At 37.7% G+C, this 23,374-nt stretch carries 25 protein-coding genes; 3 read left to right on the top strand and 22 right to left on the bottom strand.

All coding sequences use genetic code 11. The features are described from left to right. Position 1: 1 nt before the first annotated feature. The 8 genes from rpe to CKV71_RS08400 form a co-directional block, all read right to left on the bottom strand. On the bottom strand, positions 2-655 hold the full coding sequence (gene rpe / locus CKV71_RS08365) for a ribulose-phosphate 3-epimerase (protein ID WP_095105715.1): 654 nt from the start codon (positions 653-655) through the stop codon (positions 2-4). Continuing rightward, positions 655-1,530 (bottom strand): ribosome small subunit-dependent GTPase A, encoded by an 876-nt coding sequence (gene rsgA / locus CKV71_RS08370; RefSeq protein WP_095105718.1) that lies wholly within the window; start codon positions 1,528-1,530, stop codon positions 655-657. The genes rpe and rsgA overlap by 1 nt, the downstream gene beginning before the upstream one ends. Positions 1,531-1,751: 221 nt before the next feature. Then, complete coding sequence (gene pknB, locus CKV71_RS08375) at positions 1,752-3,791, bottom strand: Stk1 family PASTA domain-containing Ser/Thr kinase (RefSeq protein WP_095107285.1); 2,040 nt, start codon at positions 3,789-3,791, stop codon at positions 1,752-1,754. Continuing rightward, complete coding sequence (locus CKV71_RS08380; RefSeq protein ID WP_095105721.1) at positions 3,791-4,534, bottom strand: Stp1/IreP family PP2C-type Ser/Thr phosphatase; 744 nt, start codon at positions 4,532-4,534, stop codon at positions 3,791-3,793. Before CKV71_RS08380 ends, pknB begins: the two co-directional genes overlap by 1 nt. Positions 4,535-4,540: 6 nt before the next feature. Then, complete coding sequence (gene rlmN / locus CKV71_RS08385) at positions 4,541-5,635, bottom strand: dual-specificity RNA methyltransferase RlmN (RefSeq protein ID WP_095105728.1); 1,095 nt, start codon at positions 5,633-5,635, stop codon at positions 4,541-4,543. Continuing rightward, positions 5,635-6,945, bottom strand: a complete 1,311-nt coding sequence (gene rsmB, locus CKV71_RS08390; RefSeq protein ID WP_095105732.1) for a 16S rRNA (cytosine(967)-C(5))-methyltransferase RsmB — start codon at positions 6,943-6,945, stop codon at positions 5,635-5,637. The genes rlmN and rsmB overlap by 1 nt, the downstream gene beginning before the upstream one ends. Then, positions 6,942-7,874 carry a methionyl-tRNA formyltransferase gene (gene fmt / locus CKV71_RS08395; RefSeq protein ID WP_095105735.1) on the bottom strand — a complete coding sequence of 311 codons (933 nt, stop codon included), beginning with the start codon at positions 7,872-7,874 and terminating at the stop codon, positions 6,942-6,944. The genes rsmB and fmt overlap by 4 nt, the downstream gene beginning before the upstream one ends. After that, positions 7,867-8,355 carry a peptide deformylase gene (locus tag CKV71_RS08400; protein WP_095105738.1) on the bottom strand — a complete coding sequence of 163 codons (489 nt, stop codon included), beginning with the start codon at positions 8,353-8,355 and terminating at the stop codon, positions 7,867-7,869. The genes fmt and CKV71_RS08400 overlap by 8 nt, the downstream gene beginning before the upstream one ends. Positions 8,356-8,544: 189 nt before the next feature. Between CKV71_RS08400 and CKV71_RS08405 the strand changes: the two genes are divergently transcribed. Further along, positions 8,545-8,835 carry a hypothetical protein gene (locus CKV71_RS08405; protein WP_095105741.1) on the top strand — a complete coding sequence of 97 codons (291 nt, stop codon included), beginning with the start codon at positions 8,545-8,547 and terminating at the stop codon, positions 8,833-8,835. A gap of 102 nt (positions 8,836-8,937) precedes the next feature. Here CKV71_RS08405 and CKV71_RS08410 read toward each other — a convergent pair whose 3' ends face one another. The 4 genes from CKV71_RS08410 to coaBC form a co-directional block, all read right to left on the bottom strand. Beyond that, entirely contained in the window at positions 8,938-9,255 is a 318-nt protein-coding gene (locus tag CKV71_RS08410) for a hypothetical protein (RefSeq protein WP_095105744.1), read from the bottom strand. Positions 9,256-9,318: 63 nt separating this feature from the next. After that, positions 9,319-10,047 carry a tyrosine-protein phosphatase gene (locus CKV71_RS08415; protein ID WP_095105747.1) on the bottom strand — a complete coding sequence of 243 codons (729 nt, stop codon included), beginning with the start codon at positions 10,045-10,047 and terminating at the stop codon, positions 9,319-9,321. 153 nt (positions 10,048-10,200) lie between these two features. Then, entirely contained in the window at positions 10,201-12,609 is a 2,409-nt protein-coding gene (gene priA, locus CKV71_RS08420) for a primosomal protein N' (RefSeq protein WP_095105750.1), read from the bottom strand. Between the two features lies 1 nt (position 12,610). Then, a complete protein-coding gene (gene coaBC, locus CKV71_RS08425) occupies positions 12,611-13,825 on the bottom strand; it encodes a bifunctional phosphopantothenoylcysteine decarboxylase/phosphopantothenate--cysteine ligase CoaBC (protein WP_095105753.1) in 1,215 nt (404 codons plus the stop codon). Between the two features lie 218 nt (positions 13,826-14,043). On the opposite strand from coaBC, the gene CKV71_RS08430 reads away from it, so the two are divergent. Continuing rightward, the gene (locus CKV71_RS08430; protein WP_095105759.1) at positions 14,044-14,358 is read left to right on the top strand and encodes a thioredoxin family protein; all 315 of its coding nucleotides are present in this window, start codon (positions 14,044-14,046) and stop codon (positions 14,356-14,358) included. Between the two features lie 48 nt (positions 14,359-14,406). Here CKV71_RS08430 and rpoZ read toward each other — a convergent pair whose 3' ends face one another. Continuing rightward, entirely contained in the window at positions 14,407-14,637 is a 231-nt protein-coding gene (gene rpoZ, locus CKV71_RS08435; protein ID WP_095105763.1) for a DNA-directed RNA polymerase subunit omega, read from the bottom strand. Next, complete coding sequence (gene gmk / locus CKV71_RS08440; RefSeq protein WP_095105766.1) at positions 14,637-15,260, bottom strand: guanylate kinase; 624 nt, start codon at positions 15,258-15,260, stop codon at positions 14,637-14,639. Before gmk ends, rpoZ begins: the two co-directional genes overlap by 1 nt. 180 nt (positions 15,261-15,440) lie before the next feature. Between gmk and CKV71_RS08445 the strand changes: the two genes are divergently transcribed. Then, positions 15,441-17,150 (top strand): Rqc2 family fibronectin-binding protein, encoded by a 1,710-nt coding sequence (locus CKV71_RS08445; protein ID WP_095105769.1) that lies wholly within the window; start codon positions 15,441-15,443, stop codon positions 17,148-17,150. A gap of 66 nt (positions 17,151-17,216) precedes the next feature. On the opposite strand, the gene CKV71_RS08450 is transcribed toward CKV71_RS08445, so the two are convergent. From CKV71_RS08450 to CKV71_RS08485, 8 genes are all read right to left on the bottom strand, one after another. Continuing rightward, positions 17,217-18,329: a polysaccharide biosynthesis C-terminal domain-containing protein gene (locus CKV71_RS08450; protein ID WP_095105772.1), complete on the bottom strand. Its 1,113-nt coding sequence runs from the start codon at positions 18,327-18,329 to the stop codon at positions 17,217-17,219. A gap of 54 nt (positions 18,330-18,383) precedes the next feature. After that, entirely contained in the window at positions 18,384-19,151 is a 768-nt protein-coding gene (locus CKV71_RS08455) for a tyrosine-protein phosphatase (RefSeq protein WP_095105775.1), read from the bottom strand. Positions 19,152-19,272: 121 nt separating this feature from the next. After that, entirely contained in the window at positions 19,273-19,674 is a 402-nt protein-coding gene (locus CKV71_RS08460; protein ID WP_095105778.1) for a VOC family protein, read from the bottom strand. A gap of 350 nt (positions 19,675-20,024) precedes the next feature. Beyond that, a complete protein-coding gene (locus CKV71_RS08465) occupies positions 20,025-20,216 on the bottom strand; it encodes a hypothetical protein (protein ID WP_095105781.1) in 192 nt (63 codons plus the stop codon). A 22-nt stretch (positions 20,217-20,238) separates the two neighbouring features. After that, positions 20,239-20,850, bottom strand: coding sequence for an orotate phosphoribosyltransferase (pyrE, locus tag CKV71_RS08470; RefSeq protein ID WP_095105784.1), 612 nt, complete (start codon positions 20,848-20,850; stop codon positions 20,239-20,241). A 1-nt stretch (position 20,851) separates the two neighbouring features. Continuing rightward, positions 20,852-21,556: an orotidine-5'-phosphate decarboxylase gene (pyrF, locus tag CKV71_RS08475; protein WP_095105788.1), complete on the bottom strand. Its 705-nt coding sequence runs from the start codon at positions 21,554-21,556 to the stop codon at positions 20,852-20,854. Then, a complete protein-coding gene (locus tag CKV71_RS08480; protein ID WP_095105791.1) occupies positions 21,556-22,473 on the bottom strand; it encodes a dihydroorotate dehydrogenase in 918 nt (305 codons plus the stop codon). The genes pyrF and CKV71_RS08480 overlap by 1 nt, the downstream gene beginning before the upstream one ends. After that, positions 22,470-23,234, bottom strand: a complete 765-nt coding sequence (locus tag CKV71_RS08485; RefSeq protein WP_095105794.1) for a dihydroorotate dehydrogenase electron transfer subunit — start codon at positions 23,232-23,234, stop codon at positions 22,470-22,472. Before CKV71_RS08485 ends, CKV71_RS08480 begins: the two co-directional genes overlap by 4 nt. Positions 23,235-23,374 lie beyond the last annotated feature (140 nt).

Consider the following 23,374-nt stretch of genomic DNA (forward strand, 5'->3'; position numbering starts at 1 on the left):
CTTAATTATCTTGTCTTTTCAAGGCTTTGACAACCTTGCCGTAATCATCTTGTTTAAAGAAATAAGAGCCCGTTACTAACATTGTGGCACCTGCATCTACACATTGTTCAGCTGTCACTTCATTAATACCGCCGTCTACTTCAATATCAAAGTCTAACTGGTACTTTTCTTTAAAAGCATGCAACGCACTGACCTTATCAATATTTTGCGAAATAAATGCTTGTCCGCCAAAGCCAGGATTCACTGTCATAATCAACACATAATCTACATCATGCAGAATCGGTTCAATCATGGCTACTGATGTTCCGGGGTTAATCACTACGCCAGCCTTAGCACCGTGCGCATGAATCAGTTGAATGGCACGATGAATATGCGGTGTTGCTTCAGCATGTACTGAAATCATATCCGCTCCTTTAGCCGCAAATTCTGGAATAAAGTTTTCAGGGTCTTCAATCATTAAATGTACATCTATTGTTAAATCAGTGCCGGCATTTACCGCTTCTAATATTGGTAATCCAATGGAAATATTGGGTACAAACTGACCGTCCATCACATCAAAATGCACACCGTCTACTCCGGCTTTCTCTAAGGCTTCTAATTCTGATTTCAAATTTAAAAAGTCAGCTGATAACAGCGATGGGTATACTTTAACCATTAATATCTTTCCTTTCGATTTGCAATTTCCTCGAAGAGCTGCACATAGTGGTCGTAACGAAATTGTGCAATATTGCCCGCTTCAACTTGCGCTTTGACATTGCATTTCGGTTCCTTAATATGATTGCAGTTACGAAATTTGCATGCTTGTCCATACTCTTGTATTTCTAAAAAATAATCTTTCACTTCATCCTTTTGAATGTGATCAAAATCAAGGGCACTGAATCCAGGCGTATCCGCAACAAAGCCACCTTTACGTTCAAATAACTCTACATGACGTGTCGTATGCTTTCCTCGATTAAGCGATTTTGAAATTTGGTTCGTTTCTAGTGATAAACCAGGTTGATAAGCGTTCAATAAAGTAGATTTTCCGACACCGGATTGCCCGCTCAACACAGCCAAGCCGCTTCCCCACGCATCAAAGATGGCTTCGATATTATCATCTTTGCCGACAAATTGTGTAGAGTATCCAATCTTGCGATAGATTGCTAGATACTGTTCTATGCGTTGAATTTGTGCTTCTGAAGCCATATCTTTTTTAGTTACAATAATGCGAGGATTCAAACCATAAGAATGTGCTATTACTAAAAAACGATCTACTAATTGCGTTGAAAATTCAGGCTCAACTGCACTCATCACTATAATCAGATGATCTATATTGCTCACAGGCGGACGCTTCAACTCGTTTCGTCTTTCATGTACATGCTGAATATAACCTTCTGTGACATTTTCAATTTCAAAATCAACAATATCTCCCACAATCGGGGAAAATTTCTTCTTGCGGAATAAGCCGCGCGGTTTCGTGTCAAACATTTCACTATCTGCATCCACACGATAAACACCGCTTAACGACTTTATTATACGTCCTGTTCTCACCGAGACACCTCTCTTATTACGTTCGTATTCTTCTCCTCATTATATCAAAGGTTTGGCTAATTAACGAAAATATCGACATCAATTTATATGTTCTTAGGAATATGAGAAATATATGGATAATTGGAACGTGGCTAAGTACTTTAATTATCCAGATAGCTACTGCGTCTTTAAAACAGCAAGAGCTGAGACATTATTTTGTCCCAGCTCTTGCTCCCACATATTTAATATCCAACATCTTTATCGGCCACAATTTTATCATCGACACGCACTGTATAACCCGCAGTTTTGCCTTTTTCTATTTTTAAAGGAATCGAAACTGAACGGCTGCTTGTAATATTATAAGTTTGTGAAGATGAAGTACCTGGATGATCTTTATCACGTACAAAGACTTCTACTTTCTGACTGTCGCCATCTTTTCCAGAATAAGGTACTTTAACCGTTTCGGTCACTTGTTTGACGTCATCAGAACTTGCTGATTTACCTTCATCTTTTTCACTGTCTGAACTGTCCTCTTTACCTGATGATACTACAAAGGTAACAGTTGAATCTTCATCTACAGACTTGCTTGTAGGTGATTGAGATATAATTTTGCCTTTTTCTATTTTATCGCTTTTTTCTTCTTTCTCTTTTACAGGTTTCAAGCCTTTTTGCATAAGTTCTTTAGAAGCTTTGTCATAGGATTCACCTGTATAATTTTTTACATAAACTTGTTTAATACCTAGAGATTCAGTCAGTGCGATATTCGTGTCTTTGATTGGCACATAAGCGTCAGCTGAAATATTTTGATTTTCAATCAAGCCGCGCTCAAGTTTAGTTTTAGAGTATTCTTGGTTAATTGAGATATTTTTAAATCCGAGTTTCTTTAAGGCGTCTAATGCGTCTGCCTTTGTCATACCATATAAGTTAGGCATATGCGCTTTTTGAGGTCCTTTTGAAAGCACGATATTGACTGTTCCATGCTCTGCAACACGTTTGCCAGGCGCAGGATCAGTAGTGACAATTTGATTTTCCTGATATTTATCGCTGTACGCTCTCGTTGTTTTCCCGACTTTGATATGATGTTCTTTTAATATCTGCTGTGCTTGGGCTTCAGATTTTCCTCTTAAATCAGGCGTCTCAATGTATTTATCTCCAAACATACCGAACGCTAAGAATGTAATCAGACCAGCAAGTAAAAGGAAGAAGATGAGTGCGAAGAAAAACTTTTTCTTTTTCGAACGTTTTTTCTTCGGCATTTCATAAATCGGACCTTCTCCTCCTTGGAATTTCTGTTGCTCCACAATAGGAATCTGCATCGTTTCATTCAACGGTTCTGCTTCTTGTTTCGATGCATTGCGTTGTGCTTCGGGTCCAGGACTCGCTTGCTTAGCAATCGCATCCTTATCAATTTCAATCGTCTTTGCAGTGGCTTCCTCAGACACGTACTTTGATTCGTTCGCTCTTGAATTTTTAAGTACACTGCTTAAATCTCTTTTCATACTCTCTGTATCTTGATAGCGGTCATTTCTATTCTTTTCCGTAGCCTTTAAAATGACGTTACTAAGCGCCTGTGGTATTTCTGATCGTTGATCTGTCGCATTAGGCATGGCATCTTGAATATGTTTAATAGCTATACTTACCGCAGTTTCACCAGTAAAAGGCGGTTCTCCTACTAACATTTCATAGAGGACGATACCGATCGAATAGATATCTGTAGTCATATCTGTAGATTCACCTCTCGCTTGTTCTGGGGACAGATATTGTACCGTACCGAGAACATGACTCGTTTGCGTCATAGCAGTTTCGCTTAAAGCTTTTGCAATACCGAAATCTAGTATTCTCAAGGTTTTATGACGATCGACTAAAATATTTTGCGGCTTTATATCTCTATGTACAATTCCCGCTTCATGGGCATGTTGAATCCCGTCCAGAATTTGTTCGGCAAAGTTAATTGCAGTCTCAATACTGAGCGGTCCATGCGTTTTAATATATTCAGATAAGGTAGGCCCTTCGATATATTCCATAACCAAATAAAAATACTCGTTGTTTTCTCCAACATCAATCACATTGACGATATTTTCATGTGATAACTGAGAGGTATTGTGTACTTCTCGTTCAAAGCGGCGAATCATTTCCTCTTTTTCATGTGGTGCAATGTGAATCATCTTTACAGCAACTTTGCGATTGAGAATTGAATCTTCAGCGAGGTAGACATTGCTCATGCCGCCTCCGCCAAGAAATTCAACAATTTTATAGCGCTCATTGATTATTGAACCGATCATCATACCTTGTCACCTTCTATTTCAGCTAATACGAAGCTGACGTTATCCGTAGAGTGATACTCTTGCGCTAGATTCAAGAGTGTCTCTCCTTGCTCTTCTAGAGGAAGCGGTTCTGATAACTGCGTTTGTATGATATGAGGACGTACGAAATCTGTTAAACCATCAGAGTTCAATAAAAGGTAATCATAAAAATTAATACGTTTAATATAAACGTCTGGAATTACCATTTTATCCGTCCCCATCACTTTCGTAATAATATTACGTTGGGGGTGTGTAAATGCTTCTTCTTCAGTAATTTGGCCTGTCATCACTAAGTGGTTAACAAAAGAATGATCGCTCGTAATTTGCTCAATACTGCGGCTGTTCACTAAATAAGCACGTGAATCACCAATATTGGCAATGACTACATGATTATCAAAGATCAGCGCTGCTACGGCTGTTGTTCCCATGCCGCGAAATGCTTCGTTTGTAGAGGCATGGTGGTATAATTCTCTATTAATTTTCTGCAGTGTCGTGCGCAGCCAATCTTCTGCTTGGTCTTCTTCAACAAGATTTTCTGCTTCGAATAATTCTTGAATTCTATTGACCACAAATTGACTTGCAACCTCTCCGGCTTTATGCCCGCCCATTCCATCACATAAGATGAGCAATTGCTGTTCGGTTTGGTTGTAAAATACGCCTCCTGCATCTTCATTCTTTTCCCTATGATGTCCTGTGTCTGTAAAAAATTGTGCGTTTAGCATAGGATTCTACCTCGTTTCTACTTGACGTTTCTTCGCTCTCAATTGTCCACAAGCTGCATCAATGTCTGAGCCTTGCTCACGTCTGATTGTTGCATTAATACCAAGTCGTTTGAGTTCTTTTTCAAATTTGAAAATATCTTCTTTCGGTGTTTTCACATAATTACGTTCTGGAACATGGTTTACTGGGATTAAGTTAACATGACAATTTAAATTTTGAATTAAATGTGCAAGTTCACGTGCATGCGTTAATTGATCATTGACACCACCGAATAAACCATATTCAAAGGTAATACGACGATTTGTTTTTTCTTGGTAATATTGAATAGCTTCCATCAATTTTTCAATAGAATAAGCACGGTTAATCGGCATTAATTTAGAACGGATTTCATCGTTAGCCGCATGTAAACTTACTGCGAAATTAATTTGGATATCTTCATCCGCAAAATCATAAATACGCGGAATAATGCCAGAAGTTGAGACTGTAATATGGCGTGCACCGATATTCAAGCCATTATCATGGTTGACGATTTTCAAGAAGTCCATCATTTCATCATAGTTTTCAAACGGTTCCCCAATACCCATAATTACGATTTGAGAGACACGTTCGTCTGTCTCATCAAGTGCTTTTTGTACTGTTAAGACTTGAGAAACAATTTCGCCTGCTTCTAAATTACGTTTCAACCCACCAAGTGTAGAAGCACAGAAAGTACAACCGATACGGCAGCCTACTTGTGTTGTCACACATACTGAATTTCCGTACTCATGACGCATCAATACTGTTTCGATCGTATAGCCATCTTGTAATTCAAACAAGAATTTAATGGTACCGTCTCTACTTTCTTGTTTCACAACGGTTTCCAAAGTGGTCATTGTAAAGTTATCTTTTAATACCTCGCGCAAGTCTTTAGATAAGTTGGTCATTTCATCGATGCTGTCAACACGTTTCTCATAAAGCCATTGGAATATTTGTTTCGCTCTGAATTTCTGTTGGCCGTGTTCTACTAACCAATCTTGCATTTCTTCGTAACGCAATGAATAGATTGATTGTTTATCAAAATCAGGAAGAAAACGATTCTTTTTCTTCTTTTGAGTAGTTATCATTACTTATTTTCCTTTCTTCTAATCTTTGTAATAAAGAAACCATCTGAGTTAAAGTCTTGCGGCAAGATTTGTAAAGTTTTTACTTCCTCTCCTGTTGTTGGATGTGGGAATGGTTCAAATTCAAAGTCTTTGTTTTGTTTTAAAAATGTATAAATTACATTTTCGTTCTCCATCTGTTCTATTGTACATGTTGAATAGACGATAGTGCCACCCGGCTTTACAAAATCTTTAACATTATTCATGATTTCTAATTGTAAAGTGACTAAACCGTCTACTGTATTAGGTGTTTGTTCGTATTTTATCTCCGGTTTATGACGCAGTACGCCTAAACCGCTGCATGGTGCATCCACTAAAATTTTATCATATACTTTTTGATAAGGCTTTGTAGCATCATGTTGGAAGGCTGCTATATTTTTCAAGCGCAATTTACGAATGTTATGGTCAATCAAGTCAATCTTATGTTCATGAATATCTGTCGCATCTACATGCCCGCTTCCATCTAGCAATTCTGCTGTTTGACATGCTTTACCGCCTGGTGCACTGCAAGCATCTAAGATACTTTCGTCCTCAGCCGGCGCTAAGATTTGAGCCACAAACATTGAACTTTTATCTTGAATCGATACGATACCATCTTTAAACGCACGGCTTTCAGCTACCGGTCGTCCTGAAATATGCAGACAGTAATCAATATCTGTATCTTGAGTAACCGTATATCCTTCGTCCTCTAACTGTTGTGTCGCTTGGGCTACTGATTTGCGAGTGAGATTAACGCGTACTGTTTGTCCAGGACGTTCAAGCATCGCAGCCGCAATACGCTCAGTTGTTTCTAAGCCATGATGCGTCATCCATTGTTTCACAATCCATTTCGGTACACTATACATAATAGAAATGCGTTGTTTATCATCTTTAATATCAGCAGGATTCGGTAATTCAGAACGCATCATATTGCGCAAGATACCATTGACTACTTTACTGTTATGCAAACCGCCACGTGTCTTAGCAATCTCGACTGCTTCATTAATAATGGCATGATCTGGAACCTTATCCAAATAGCGATACTGATAAATACTCATCCACAGTAAATAACGCATCCACCCTTTAATTCTCGTTTGTACAAAGGGCTTCAAATAATATTCAAGCGTTAATTTTCTCTTGATTGTTCCATACACTAACTCTGTAAGCAAATTCTTATCCGCTCTGCTTAAATCATTTGCTTTCAACACTTCATTCAACTTTAAGTTGCTATAAGCTTTATCTTGAAAAATTGCTTCTAAGGTTTCAAACGCTAAGCTTCTCACATTCTGCATTATTTCAATTCCTTCCCGACTAAGTCCTCTTGATAGCCGCTCAAGAAATTAGCAGTCGGCATACGTTTCTTACCTGAAAGCTGAATTTCAGTCAAAGCAATCGCATCATCAGAACCTGTGCCGACAATAATAGCTTTTTTAGTTGTTTCTAGAATTTCGCCAGGATTGCCATTTTTCCCTTCTTCAATACGTGCTGCAAAAAGTTTCATATTCTTATCTTCAAGTTTCGTGTAAGCTACCGGCCATGGAGACAAACCGCGGATATGATTAAAAATTTGTTCTGCTGACTGTGTCCAATCAATGCGTTCATCTTCACGGCTGATATTAGAAGCAAAAGTCGCTTCAGCATCATCTTGCTCGATACGCTCATTCGTTCCATTGATGATTTCAGGCAATGTTTTTTTCAATAAATCTGCACCTAAGAAACTTAATTTATCGTGCATAGTTTCCACATTATCAGAAGCTTCAATCGCAATTGCTTGTTGTGAAATAATATCACCAGCATCTAGTTTAGGCGCCATATACATAATTGTGACCCCTGTTTCCTTCTCACCATCAATAATAGCTTGATGAATTGGTGCGCCGCCACGATATTTCGGTAGTAAAGAAGCATGCACATTGATTGCACCTAGTTTCGGAGCATCTAATAATGATTTCGGTAAAATCTGACCGAACGCAGCCGTTACAATTAAATCTGGTTTCATATCAATTAACGTTTGAAGGTCGTCTGATTGAGCAATTTTTTCTGGTTGATATACTTCAATACCGTTTTCTAATGCGACCTTTTTCACTGGTGGCGGTGTCATCACATGTTTACGTCCAACTGGGCGATCAGGCTGTGTCACCACTGCAATCACATCTTCTTCAGCTATCAACATTTCTAATACTTTAGTTGAGAAATCAGGTGTTCCCATAAATATTACTCTACTCATCTTCTAAATACGCCTCCAATTCTTCTTCAGTTAATTGTTTTTCCATTTTTTCTGTAAAAGGAATGCCATTCAATTGATCTACAATATGCAGAAGCATACGTGCAACATCATCATATGCAGTTAATTCTACCTTATTTCCGTGTAAATCGTAACTTTGAACAACTATCATCTGACTGCGTTCTACCGTCCCGAATACATCTGGAAATGAAACACTGCCCTCTAAGTCTGTCACTGTTTCATCTGATTGGCGCTCAATCGTCGGATTAATTAACTGCAACAAACCTTCCGCTTCCATATCAATGATAGCGACTTGCAGTGAAACGCCGATTTGCGGGGCACTTAATGCAGAAGCTTCAGTTTCGTACAAAGTATCCTCTATATCTAATAATAACTGTTTTAAATTATTATCAAACTTATTTACTTCATCTGCACGTTCGCGTAACTTCGAGCTGTTTGCCGGTACTAATTGTTTCACTGCCATTTTATCGACTCCTTAAAAAATTCATCCTTATATTATAGCGTAAATAAGAGAGAAAAGCGATAGCCCATAGTAAATCCACAATTCTTACAAGCCTGTGACAGTGGTTCAAAATTGCTTAAAACGGGTATATCATAGGTATTGTATAAAGTTTCAATTTATACGGGTATAGATTTAAGGTGGTGAAGATTCTTGGATGATATCAATAGAGATCAGGCATTTGTGGTTGCTGTTCTATATAAATATTATACTGAAAAGATTAATCACGGCTCAACGCCTGAAGAAGCAAATGACTTTAAAGATCAGTACTCACTCCAAGAAGATTATTTCTGTGATAAGGATTTAAATGAGTTCTTGGAAAACAGTAAAGTTTTGTGGGAAAAAGGTTACATTGACGGCAACTGGGATGGCGAAAAAGTAACTGATATTCGAATTTCTGACAAAGGATTCGACGCAGTTAATACTAATTTATTAAGTAAATAAAAGAATAATTAAGAGTAAGAAACGCACTTGTTTAAAACAACTCGATTGTTGTTTAACAAGTGCGTTTTAAAATTGAATAGCAATTCAGATCATCTACATCAATTATCTTAAAACAATATATGCTACGATAATTAAAATATTGATTACCAATCTGACACTTTGTTCTAAATAGTAAATTTTATGTCTGAATAATTTTTGATAAAGAATAATACCAATTTGAATGGCAGCCAAGCCAAGCACTAATAATGTAACAGCAGCTGCAAATGGATAAATAATAGCGCCGATATCTAATAAGTTACTTCCGAGAATTAATAAAACTAATGTACTCTTCGGCATCATCTCATTTTTGGTTAATAATAATATGGCTTGTAAAAAATTAAAGACTGAAAACAAAATAATCAGCGTTTTAAGAACGATCATAGTATCACCTCTTAATTAAACATTATACATGAGAAAGGTATCAGAGGTTAGTAAAATCTTAATTTAAAAATACTGCATATTATCTATCTTTTTATTGCCTTTCCATACTTTTTCAGCATTCGCTTTGATATAATTTTGAAACGCTTCATCGTTAATTCTCTCGTAACATTGATCTATGCAGAATACACGGTTATTGCAATTATGTGCATCACTGCCGATTAGATGAAATTTCTTATTTTCAATCATATATTGTGCGGTCTTTTCAATAAATGGTCCATAATCTCCGAGAATAGATGCAGCATTCATTTGTAGTAAGCAGCCTTGTTTCACTAATTCATCCAATACTTCAGGATGCCTTCTTATATAATCATTACGTTCAGGATGCGCAATTACAGGTTGCAGTCCTTCTTGAATAAAACCATCTATAGTTGTTTCAATAAAATCAGGAAATCCTTTGAATGGCGGTTCGATTAGAAAATAATACTGGCTGTCTGCTAAAGAAAGCAGCTGACCTTTTTCTAAATAATCAAGTGTATAGGGCTCAATATGAATTTCTTGACCACCCTTCACTTCAACCTCTATATTTAAGTTCTGCAATTGTTGATTCAATGTTTCGATTTTATGTAGGATTTCCTCTTTATCTGACATAAATGAATTTGTTTTATAATGTGGTGTCGCAATGATTTTATCAACGCCTGTTGCTTGTGCTGCTTTAGCCATTTCAATCGATTCTTCTATGTCCTTTGCACCATCGTCTATGCCATAAATAATGTGGTTGTGCAAATCAATCATGCTATCCTTCCTCTCCTCAGACTACATCGTCTCATTATTATTTACCCAATTATTAATGAAAAAAATGAACAAGCAACCATCAAAAAAGCTTGAATCGCTTTCTAAATAGTCACTTATCCATGGAATTCGTCTTCCTAATCTGTCTTAAATTAATTACATCATCATATATGGATTTATATCTATCTTCAATGAGAGCTTATCTTTAAGATATTTCTCATGATAATAATCATCTAAATACTGTAGTGCTTTATGCAGTTCCGGTTCGCTTTTATATTTTACTAATACTTGGAAGCGGTACTCTCGGTTAATACGAGCTAGAGCAGCTGAAGATGGACCTAGCACTAAAGCACGGTCTGTTAAGTGCTGCAATAAGATTTGATGCACATGGTTGGCCGCTTGCATGACTTCTTTCATGTTTACATGAGAAATCGTGAAGTTGATTAAGAAATAATACGGCGGATATTTGCCGATTTGACGATATTTCATTTCTTTATGATAGAAAGATAAATAATCATTAAGTTGAACATCTTGAATCGCATAGTGATCTGGATTATACGTCTGTATGATGACTTCTCCTTCTTTTTCATGTCGTCCTGCACGACCTGCAACTTGTGTCAGTAATTGGAACGTACGTTCACTCGCTCTGAAGTCAGGCAAGTTCAACATAGTATCAGCATTTAATACTCCTACTAAGGTGATATTCGGAAAATCCAGACCTTTCGCTATCATCTGTGTTCCTAGCAGAATGTCACCTTTCCCTTCGCCGAAGTCGTTCAATAATTTTTCATGCGCGCCTTTTCGTGATGTCGTATCCGCATCCATGCGAATGATTTTGGCATCTTCGAATTCCCGATTCAACAATTCTTCTACTTTTTGCGTGCCTGTACCCATTTGACGAATGTGTTCACTCTCACAATTAGGGCACTTATTCGGCGGTGTTTCTTGATAACCGCAATAGTGACATTTTAATTGGTCACTCGATTTGTGGTAAGTCAGTGAAATATCGCAGTTCGGACATTGCGGAACATGGCCGCAATCACGACATAGCACAAAGGATGAGTAGCCGCGCTGGTTCAAGAACAAGACAATTTGTTCATTGCGTGCGAGGCGTTCTTCAATGGCTGCACGTAGAGATGTTGAGAACATTGAACGATTACCTTCTGCTAATTCCTCACGCATGTCCACGATGTTGATTGCAGGAAGCGGTTGATTGTTTACACGCTCTGGTAAACTCAACAAATGATAAACTCCTTTTTCGGCACGAGCATAGGTTTCTAAACTTGGCGTCGCGCTACCTAATATCAAAGGGCACTGATGATACTCAGAACGCCAGAGCGCAATATCTTTCGCATGATAGCGAGGATAATCTTCTTGTTTATAAGTCGCTTCATGTTCTTCATCAATAATAATCATGCCTAAATTTGTAAAAGGTGCAAAGACACTTGAACGTGCACCGACACTGACACGTGCACGACCGTCACGAATCTTTTGCCATTCATCATAACGTTCACCCTTAGATAAAGCAGAGTGCAAGACAGCTACTTCATCACCGAAGCGTTTTTTAAAGCGTAAGACCATTTGCGGAGTCAAAGCAATTTCAGGGACTAACATCATGGCTTGCTTATCTTGTTGCAGCACCGCCTCAATCGTCTGCAAATATACTTCGGTCTTACCTGAACCTGTCACACCATGCAATAAGAAAGTCTCTTGTTTTTCTTCATCAATCACTTTTTTAATCGCATCATAAGCTTCTTGCTGACCAGGCGTCAATTGGCGTTTTTCTTCTTGTTCAAAGATACGAGATGCATAAGGATCACGTTCCATAATCGCATCGTATTTTTCGACAAAGCTATTTTTTTCTAATGTTTTCACACTTGATTGTGACAAGCCCGCTTCTTCAATTTCTTTTAATGGTACATCTCGATTTTGCTCATCCAATAAATAGGCATACACGTCATATTGTTTAGGATGTTTTTCTAACATCGCTAATACATCATCAGGATTGTGTTCAGGTGCAATCCGTATCGCACGCTGCGTTTTTTTCTTAGTATTTTGCGACAACAGGGTAACCTCTCGAACTGCGCCTTCCTCCATTAATGGCACCAAGCGATCTAAATCACCATTTTGTTGTGCTGTTTTATATGCATAATGGCCTTCACGGTCAAATTTTTTCAGCAAATCTTCAGGAATCAATTCATCTTCTACCATCTCGAATGCTTTCGTATATTTAGCTTTAATAGCACTCGGCAACATCACTTCTAAGATAGAAATACGTTTCGTCACATGATACTTGCCGTACCATTCACTTAAATCTACCAATTCCGGTGTTAATTCTGGTTTAATATCTTGAATCTCTTTAATTTCTTTTAATTTTTCTAAATCTAACTCTGGATCTGCTTCCTCAGCAATTTCCATGACATACCCTTGAATCGTTCTAGGTCCAAAGGGAACAATGACCCGCACGCCAACTTGAATAATGGGTGCGAGCCGTTCTGGTATTAAATAATCAAAGGTAAAGTCTACATTCTTCGCTGGGACATCAACGATAACCTTTGCTATCATATTATTTCCACCTACGTTCTAATTCATCTAAAATTCGTTCAGCAAGTTGCTGTTTCTTCCCTTTCTCAATACTGACTGCTTCATCTTCTTTGAAAAAGAGTGTCACTTCATTATCATCAGAATTGAATCCGATGGAAGTATCTCCGACGTTATTTGCAATAATCACATCGGCATTTTTACGTTCTAATTTATCTTTCGCATATTTTTCCACATCTTGTGTTTCGGCTGCAAAACCAATGAGTTTCTGATGCGCTTTATAATCTCCTAAATATTTCAAAATATCTTGTGTTCTCGTAAAGGTAATCGATAAATCGCCGTCTTGTTTTTTCATTTTATGTTCTAATTGGTCGGCTGGCTTATAATCAGAAACGGCTGCTGATTTAAACACCATATCTTGTGCATCATATCGTGTCTTGACCGCTTCAAACATATCTTCAGCACTCGTTACAGGTACGAAATCCACATTATCTGGCGGTGTCAGATACGTCGGTCCGCTGACCAATGTGACATGAGCGCCCCTTTTCTGCAAAGCATCGGCAATAGCGTATCCCATTTTCCCAGAAGCACGATTAGAGACGTAACGTACTGGGTCAATAACTTCCACAGTCGGTCCTGCAGTGACGAGTACATTCTTGTCACGATACCAAGAAACATCTTGTATCTGTTCAGACATATGGTTCAAAGCTTTCATTTCTTGTTCCACAAACGCCATGATATCTAAAGGCTCCATCATACGGCCTTTCGCAACATAGCCACAAGCTAAGAATCCTTCACCAGGTTCTGCGAAACGATAACCATCTTGCGCTAACACTTTCATATTGTGCTGCACGCGTGGATTTTCATACATATGCACATTCATTGCCGGTGCAGCAAATTTAGGTACTGTTGTAGCTAATAACGTTGAAGTTATCATATCATCTGCAATACCATTAGCTAGTTTACCTAAAATATTTGCAGTTGCGGGTGCAATAATTACAGCGTCTGCCCAATCACCTAAAGCAATATGTTGAATTTCAGCAGGATTTTCTTCCACAAATGTATTTGTATATACCGGGTTTCTGCTTATCGCTTGAAAAGCAAGCGGCGTTACAAATTCTTGCGCATGTTCAGTCAACATGACACGCACTTCATAGCCACTCTGTGTTAATTTACTTGTTAAGTCGATGGCTTTATAGGCTGCAATGCCTCCTGATACTGCCAATAATATATTTTTCATAGATTTTTTCCTCCATGATTGATTTCTATCTATGTATCACGTACTTACAATAAAAAATGAGGCCATGGATACAAAATCACATGTCTCATTTTTATGTTCACACATTATTTTAACACTGTATACAGAAAAAGTCCTTTGCTTTGCAAATCATATTGATTGTAAATGAAGACTGAATTCAGTAATCTATCTTCAGATTAAAAAAGAAAGGAGACTTTCCATTGAAAACCATTACTACTTTTGAAGATTTGCAAAATGAAATCAACACTCATGAGAAATTACTGTTATTCGTGATGTCTGACGGATGTACAGTTTGTCATGCGGATCAACCGAGAATACAAGCATTAGTCGAAGAGATAAATTTACTCGCTGTCCAAATTACAGTTAATCAAATGCCTGAAGCTGCCGGACAACTTTCCCTCTTCACATCACCTGTTGTGATTTTGTTTAAAAATGGTAAAGAATTTCATCGTCAAGCTCGTATTATCGATTTTGAAAAACTGAAACGATCTATGGAACAGCTGAAAATGATATAAAAATACCGTAAAAGTCAAATGCCAACTTTTACGGTATTTTTAAAGATATCAGTCTTTAGTTTCAAATTCGCCTTCATCCAATTCTGGTTCAATTGGAGTGATTTTGCCAGCAGCAATTTCTTCTAAAGCTTTACCTACAGTTTTCACTGAATGGTATTTCTCTAAAAGTGCTGTATCTGGTTTATCGTATAATTCACGTGCGCGTTTGGCTGCCACTGTAGCGATTAAATATTTTGAACTTACTTTTGAAGTCAGTTGGTTAAGCGGTGGGTATAACATTATTTTTTGGCCTCCAATATCATTTTTCTATACTTTGCTTCGATACGTTCTCGTTTTAAATGTTCGGCAGCAACAATGGATTGTACCCGCTCTTTAGCGAGTTCCACTTCATCATTTACCACTACATAGTCGTAAAGATTCATCATTTCGACTTCTTTACGGGCTTCTTTGACACGGCTTTGAATCTTTTCATCGGATTCAGTACCGCGGCCGATTAAACGTTCTCTTAGGTGGTCTAAACTTGGCGGTGCGAGGAAGATAAATAGTGCATCAGGAAATTTCTTGCGTACTTGCTTTGCACCTTCTACTTCGATTTCCAGGAAGACATCATGTCCTTGATCCATCGTGTCCTTCACATATTGAACAGGTGTGCCATAATAGTTTCCTACATATTCCGCATACTCTATGAATTGATCTTGAGCAATGAGTTGTTCAAATTCTCGTTTTGTCTTGAAAAAATAATCAACGCCATCTTGTTCGCCTTCACGCATGTCACGTGTCGTCATTGAAATAGAATACTTATATGATGTTGCAGGATCATCAAATATTTCTTTACGAACCGTGCCTTTGCCGACTCCAGATGGACCTGATAAGACAATCAGTAAACCTTTTTCATTATCCATGCCTTACGACCTCTCTAAGCTATTGTTGTATTATATAATGATACCATATCTATTATAAAGTTGTATAGATGCCACATGCAAAATTCTATACAAGCCCTGTACGTGTCAACTCTTACTATGCATGATACAATAATAAGAACGTATTAAGTACAACGAAACTATTAAAGGTGGCTGATGACAATGGCTTATGATGGCCTTTTTACTAGAAAGATGGTTGAAGAACTTCAGTTCCTAAAAGGTGGACGCATTCATAAAATCAATCAGCCTGATAATGATACCATTATTATGGTTGTGCGTCAGAACCGAAAGAATCATCAATTATTACTTTCCATCCATTCCAATTTTTCACGCATGCACATTACTCAGAAGAAATATAATAATCCCTTTGATCCACCGATGTTCACGCGTGTTTTCCGTAAACACTTAGATGGAGGTATTATTCAAGATATTCGCCAAATCGGCAACGACAGACATATTGAAATCGATATTCAAAGTACGGATGAACTCGGCGATAAAATTTATCGTACTGTTATCTTAGAAATCATGGGTAAACATAGTAATTTAATCTTAGTGGATAACGAACGCAAGATTATAGAAGGATTCAAGCATCTGACTCCGAATACGAATCATTATCGTACCGTGATGCCTGGTTTCAAATATGAGGCGCCGCCTACTCAAAATAAAATGAATCCTTACGAAGTATCAGGCCAAGAAGTGCTCAAATATATTGATTTCAATCAAGGAAATGTGGCGCGACAATTATTGCAGAACTTTGAAGGATTCAGTCCGCTGATTACTAAAGAAATCACCGAGCGCCGTCAGTTTATGACTTCTGAAACATTGCCTGCTGCTTACGATGAAGTCATGGCAGAAACTAAATTAGAGCCTGTACCGATTTTTCATAAAAATCACGAAACCGGAAAAGAAGACTTCTATTTCATGCGCTTAAAGCAGTTTGACGATGATAGCGTCGTGTATGACTCACTTGATGAGTTGCTGGATCGTTTCTATGATGCGCGCGGCGAACGTGAACGTGTTAAACAGCGTGCTAATGATTTAGTTAAATTTGTGCAGCAGCAATTACAGAAAAGTCGTAATAAATTGACGAAATTGCATGCAGAATATGAAGGTACACAATCTAAAGAAACAGAACAGCTATACGGCGAGCTTATTACAGCGAATATTTATCGTATTCAACAAGGTGACGAATCACTGACTACACAAAATTATTATACAGGCGAAGAAGTGACGATTCCTTTAGATCCGACGAAATCCCCTTCTGTGAATGCGCAGTATTATTACAAACAATATAACCGTTTGAAGACACGTGAACATGAATTGGAACGACAGATTCAATTGACCGAAGAAAATATTGCTTATTTTGAATCTATAGAACAACAGCTAACGCATATCACTGTTGAAGATATTGATGAAATTCGCGAAGAATTGGCAGAACAAGGATTCATGAAACAACGTCAGAACCGTAAGAAAAAGAAACAACCGCAAATTCAATTGCAGACGTATTTATCTTCAGATGGCGATTTAATTTATGTAGGTAAGAATAATAAGCAGAATGATTATCTGACGAATAAGAAAGCACGAAAAGGATATTTGTGGTTCCATACGAAAGATATCCCAGGGTCACATGTGGTGATCTTTGCAGATGAACCGAGCGAAACGACAGTGGAAGAAGCAGCTATGTTATCCGCTTACTTCTCCAAAGCAGGAAGTTCTGCCCAAGTCCCTGTAGATTATACTGAAATCCGTAACGTGCATAAACCTTCAGGTGCGAAACCTGGTTTTGTAACTTATGATAATCAAAAAACATTGTACGCAACACCGGATTACGATAAAATTCAAGAGATGAAAAATAATGCTCAAAAAGCATAGTCTGAAATAGCAATACTCCCTCTATCATTATGCACTCTAAAAATGCAGTAATAGAGGGAGCATTTTTTATAATTCCATGTAAAAGGAATCAGGCTGTTCAAGATTGTAAGCGCCACTGCTCCAAATAAGTGTTACTAAGTCTGTTGCACCTAGATTTTCAATTTGATGCGCATAGCCTGCAGGAATATCGACAGCTTCAAATTGTTCGCCAGATACAAAGTATTCCATAGTATGATGACTGAATATATTTTTAAGACGGATGACTCCAGTACCTGATACGACTAAGTATTTCTCAACTTTTGAATGATGCCAATGATTGCCCTTAAGGACACCTGGTTTAGCAACCGATATAGAAATTTGCCCTTTTTCTGTTGATTTTAGAAAATCTGCTGTTGTACCGGTGAAATTGTCTTTCGAGAGAAGCTCATAGCGCAACTGTTCTGCAGGTAAGTAACTGATATACGTACTGTACAGTGCTTTTGCAAACGGCTCTCCTAAATTAGGTAATTCAGCGTTTTTGCGCAAATTCTTGAAGGTTTCAATACGCTTCACTAAATTTCCTAACGTAATCTGGAAAGTATTGGGGACCGTTAAAGCATTTTCGGTAACTGTGGGATTTCCTTCAACTGCACGCTTGATTTCTTGGATGACATCTTCAATGTAGTTGAGTTGAAGCGGAACCTCTGAATCGTGAAGCGTAATTTCAGCATCATGTATAACTGCATCACAGAAAGTCGCTACAATATTTTCGCTGCCCGGTTGTGCCCATTTACCAAATATTTGGTATAAGCGATAAATTAAAATGACATTTCCGTTTTCCTCTGAAAATTGATTTAAAGCCTGTTCAGCTGCACGTTTACTTTGCACCAGCAACGAATCTTTTTCTTCGAAGGCAGATGATATAAATAAAATGGGTGGTAACTTTGTATTACGCTTTAAATTCTCTAAAAATTCCTGTAAGAATTGGGTATTCTTCTTTATAAATGCTTTATCTAGCGGCGTTTGTTCATCATCAGCTAAATAAACTATGAAATCTGCCTCCATCAAATATTGTTGTCGCAATATTATAGGCGTGGCTTGTGATACAGGAAGCACTTTATAGTCACTATATTGTTCTAAATCTGTTATTAAATTCTTGCCAATAAATCCATTTACGCCTGTTACTAAAATATTTTTCATTTATACTCAATTCCTTTGTGTAGTTCGTAGTTGTTATAATCATGTCTATACTTTTTAAAATGAAAATCTTCTGATACTTCGCTGCTTGGTTGGAAGTTGCGGTGGTTTACGTTTAATTATTTTGTTATCGATAATTAACTCAGCATTTTGGATTATTTCTCGCATTACCTCATGCAGTTTTACTAAGTGCTTTTCTTCAAATAAAGAAGCCATAATGAATGGTCTGTAACCGATATGATGCGCATCTGAGGCAATAAAATGTGCAAGGTTGCATTGGATCATTTCTATCGCAGATTTCTGCAAAGTTCTGCCGAAATACCCGCCTAATGAACTAGAAGTAATCTGGCTCAATGCACCCTCGCTTACTAATTCGAATAACAAATGCATATCTTGAATAATCGCTTGATTGCGCTCTGGATGGGCAATAATCGGAATATACCCCTTACTTTTCAAGTCTTTAAACACTTGCTTAGTGTACTGCGGTATCTCATTTGGCGGAAACTCTACTAATATATAGCGTGAATGATTCAAACCTTTGATATCACCGTTTTCTAAATGACTGATTAAATCCTCGCTGATTCTTACTTCTTGTCCCGGGTATAATTTGATATTTGAATGTTCAACTTCTCTTAGGTTACATAATTCTTTTATTTTCAACTCTACTTTATCAAAAGTGTTTGGAAAGTGAGACGTAAAGTGAGGTGTAGCAATAATACCTGTTATACCTTCTTCCTCCGCTTGTTGAATCAGTTCAATTGCCTCTGTGCTGCTTTGTGCACCGTCATCAATATTAATAAGAATATGACTATGTATGTCAATCACTGTAATTCGTCTCCATTCATTACATTGTACATTACTATATAATTATACATTAATATAGCAGTAATAGGAACGAAAAAAAGCCTGGAATAAATCAATATCCCAGACCTCATATAACTCTATTTTAATCCATTAAAGCAAGTTGGAAATTAACCCCGAAACGATCTTGTATCCAGGCAAATTCGCGATAAGGCCCTAATTCAGTCTTAGCCATTAATATTGCGCCGCCTTTCTTCAAACCGCTGTATAAACGTTCCATTTCCATCGCATTATCTACTGTCACAAATAACGAAATAGATGGATTCATCGGAATTTCTGTTCCGTTAGTGTTATCTATTGCCATTAAAATCTGGTCTTTTAATCGGAAAATCGAATGTTGCACAGCGCCCGCTTCACCACTGCCGAACTCATCGTATTTCACCATAGATATTACTTCGCTGTCTTCAAAGAGCGATGTGTATAATTCAATTGCTTCTTCCGCTTGATTGTCGAACATTAAAAAAGTCGTAACTTTTGGAATGTGCACAAAAATCCCCTCCTACTATTTTGCTTACCGAAACCCTTTTCAGTATATGTAACTTACTATACATAGTATAATACGTTTATTATGAATTGATAAGTAAAACCCGATTCGAGATAATACAACTGGAGGTTGATGAATCATGTCTTATTTAATTTGGCCGATTATCGTTATGGTATTAATCGTACTGCTCGGTTACCTCTTTGTAAGATGGTATCTTAGATAATAGATTGAAGCGAGAATGGAACAAGATAATGTTCTGCTCTCGCTTTTTAATTTCTGAAAAACAAAACAGCCCGCCTCAAATTGCCGATTCTGTGAACCAGTAACTTGCTTCGGACTGTCTCGCCTCAATTTTAAATATAACCTTTATCTTTAATATCTGATTTTGCTTTTTTAAAAATGTTTGTACTTTGTTCGTTTGATAACCATTGATTTTCTGGTTGTTCTTGGTTGTCATCTTGAGTTCGATAATCTTCATTTGCCGATAAAAATTTATTCAAATGTGCAAATGGATTTTGTGCTGAATGTACTTCTGCATTGGACATGGTCATCCCCTCCAAGTACATCTTATGCTAAATTATCGCGCCATTCAACTAAAGACTTAATATCTTCAGTAGAAATTTTGCCTTCATCTTCTGCTACGTCAATTAATTCATTATAATTACTCAAAGTATATAGAGGAAGATCTGCTTCTTTGAACATTGTATCAGCTTTAGCTAATCCATATGTGAAGATGGCTACCACTCCTAATACTTCAGCGCCTGCTTCTCTTAATGCTTCAGCAGCAACTAATGAAGAGCCACCTGTAGAGGTTAAATCTTCTACAACCACAATTTTTTTGCCTTTACTTGGTGCACCTTCAATTTGATTTTGTTTACCATGGCTTTTACTTTTAGAACGAACATAGCTCATCGGCATATCTAATTTTTCAGAAATGAAAGCTGCATGTGGAATGCCCGCTGTCGCAGTTCCAGATACGATCTCAGCTTCCGGAAAATGTTCTTGAATCAATTCAATTAAACCATCACGAATGTCATTACGTACTGCTGGATAACCTAAAGTTACACGGTTATCACAATAAATCGGTGATTTGATACCTGAACTCCATGTAAATAAATCATTGGGTGAAAGTGCTACTGCACCGATATCTAATAATGATTGAGCAATTTTCTTTGACATATTAACCTAACCAACTTTCTTTAATTTGATGATAACTTTCTACTGGATTCTCGCTTTGAGTAATCGGACGTCCTACTACAATGTGTGTAGAGCCTAACTTGCGTGCTTCATCTGGCGTAGTAATACGTTTTTGGTCATCTTGACCATAATCTGCTGGACGGATACCTGGTGTTACTTTCAAGAATTCCGGTCCAAGTTCATCTGTGAGCAATTTCGCTTCTAACGGAGAACATACAACACCATCTAATCCTGCTTGCTTAGTGAGTTTAGCGTAATTCAATACCGCTTCTTCAATAGTCGTTTGGATATTTTGTTCTTTATTCAACATTTCTTCAGTTGTAGAAGTCAACTGTGTCACAGCAATAATCTTTGTATCTTTGTTAACGCTGCGTAATCCTTCTACTGCTTGACGCATCATTTCAGTTCCGCCTGCTGCATGTACATTCACTAAATCAACATTCAGACGGCCGAGTCCTGCCATCGCTTGTTTAACCGTATTCGGGATATCATGCAATTTCAAATCTAGGAAAAGATGATGGCCACGGTCTTTAATACGGTTGATTAATTCTGGACCAGTTTGATAATAAAGTTCCATACCAATTTTGATGTATAAAGGTTCATCAAATAAATCTAAGAAATTTTCTACTTCTTCTGCTGTTGCGAAATCAAGCGCAATAATCGGTAAAGGTAAGTTTGTGTTTGTCATTATTTCGTCACCTCATGAGTTCTTCCGTACAATTCATTAATATGGTTGACACCAAGTTTGTCTAATAAAGCTGGTAATTCATCAATGATTTCTTTGCAAACCATTGGATTTTGGAAATTCGCTGTGCCGACTGCGACTGCATTCGCACCTACTGAAATATAGTCAATGACATCTTGTGCGTTTTGTACGCCGCCCATTGCGATAATTGGAATATCTACTGCTTTGCGCACTTCATAAACCATACGCAATGCTACAGGTTTAATCGCTGGTCCACTTAAACCGCCTACGGTATTCGCGATAATCGGTCTGCCTGATTTACCATCGATGCGTAAACCGACTAGAGTGTTGATCATAGTAAGACCATCTGCATATTCTGCAATCGCTTCTGCCATTTCAACAATATTTGTGACATTAGGTGATAACTTCACGTAAACTGGCACTTCGGACACTGCTTTTACTTTACGTGTTAATTCAGCAGCCACTTGTGGATCAACACCGAATTGCATTCCGCCTTCTTTAACATTCGGGCAAGAAATATTCAATTCCAATGCTTTCACATTCGGTGCTTTAGAAATATGTTCCGCTACATAAACATAATCTTCTTCAATCGAACCTGCTACGTTGGCGATAATCGGAACATCAAATTGTTCAAGCTTCTTCAATTCGTGTTCAATAATGTGATGCACACCTGGATTTTGCAACCCGATAGCATTAATCATACCGCTATCTGTTTCAGCTACGCGTGGTGTTTCATTGCCATAACGCGCTTCTTTCGTTGCTGCTTTAATCATAATTGCGCCTAGTTCGCTCAAATCATAAAATTGACTGAACTCTGCACCGAAAGCAAAACAACCGCTTGCAGGCATAACAGGATTTTTCAAATCTAATCCAGGAATTTCAACATTTAATCGGCTCATAAGATGACTGCTCCTTTCTCAAATACCGGTCCATCCGTACAGACTTTCACGTAACTTGTGTCAGATTCAGGAGTATGGCAGACACAAGCATAACAAGCTCCAATACCGCAGCCCATACGTTCTTCAAGTGATAAGAAACCTTCTACATCCGCAAGTTTCTCATGTTCTTTAATCGCTTTTAACATCGGTTTAGGCCCACAAGTATAATAAATATCATAATCTACAGGCAGATCCGAAATCACATTCGTCACAAATCCTTTGGCACCCATTGAGCCATCTTCCGTCACAATATGTGTTTCTCCTAATTGTTCAAATTGCTCCGCATAGAACACATCTTTTTTACTTCTGAATCCGAGCACGTGTACAGTTTCAATACCAAGTCGATTTAATTGTTTGGATAATTCATATAATGGAGGAACACCAATACCGCCGCCGACTAATAAAGCTTTACGTTCTGCTTTTTCAATTGGGAAGCCGTTTCCTAAAGGTGCAATGATATCAATCGTATCGCCCGCTTTCATTTCAGATAGACGTTGTGTGCCAGCGCCTTCTGCACGGTATAACATCGTAAAGGTATCGAGTTCTGGTTCGATATGGCAAATAGAAATTGGTCGGCGCAGCATGTGCAGTGAACCTTCTCCCACTTTAATATGCACAAATTGACCAGGTTGTTTCATTTTCCGTGTTACCGGCCCTTTTACTTTTATTTCGAAAATGCGGTCCGCAATTTCCTGATTGGATACGATAATATTTTCTTCCACCGCAAATATCCTCCTTCAATATAAATTACTTGGCTGTCGTTCATTAATTCGCTTTCTCTATTGTACATGAATTCCCGTAAAATGTATGTGTCTGTTCTTAAAAAAATCTACAGTTTCAGCTTTGCTGCTTACAGAACGAA

Source organism: Staphylococcus piscifermentans (genome assembly GCF_900186985.1).
GTDB classification, from domain to species: domain Bacteria; phylum Bacillota; class Bacilli; order Staphylococcales; family Staphylococcaceae; genus Staphylococcus; species Staphylococcus piscifermentans.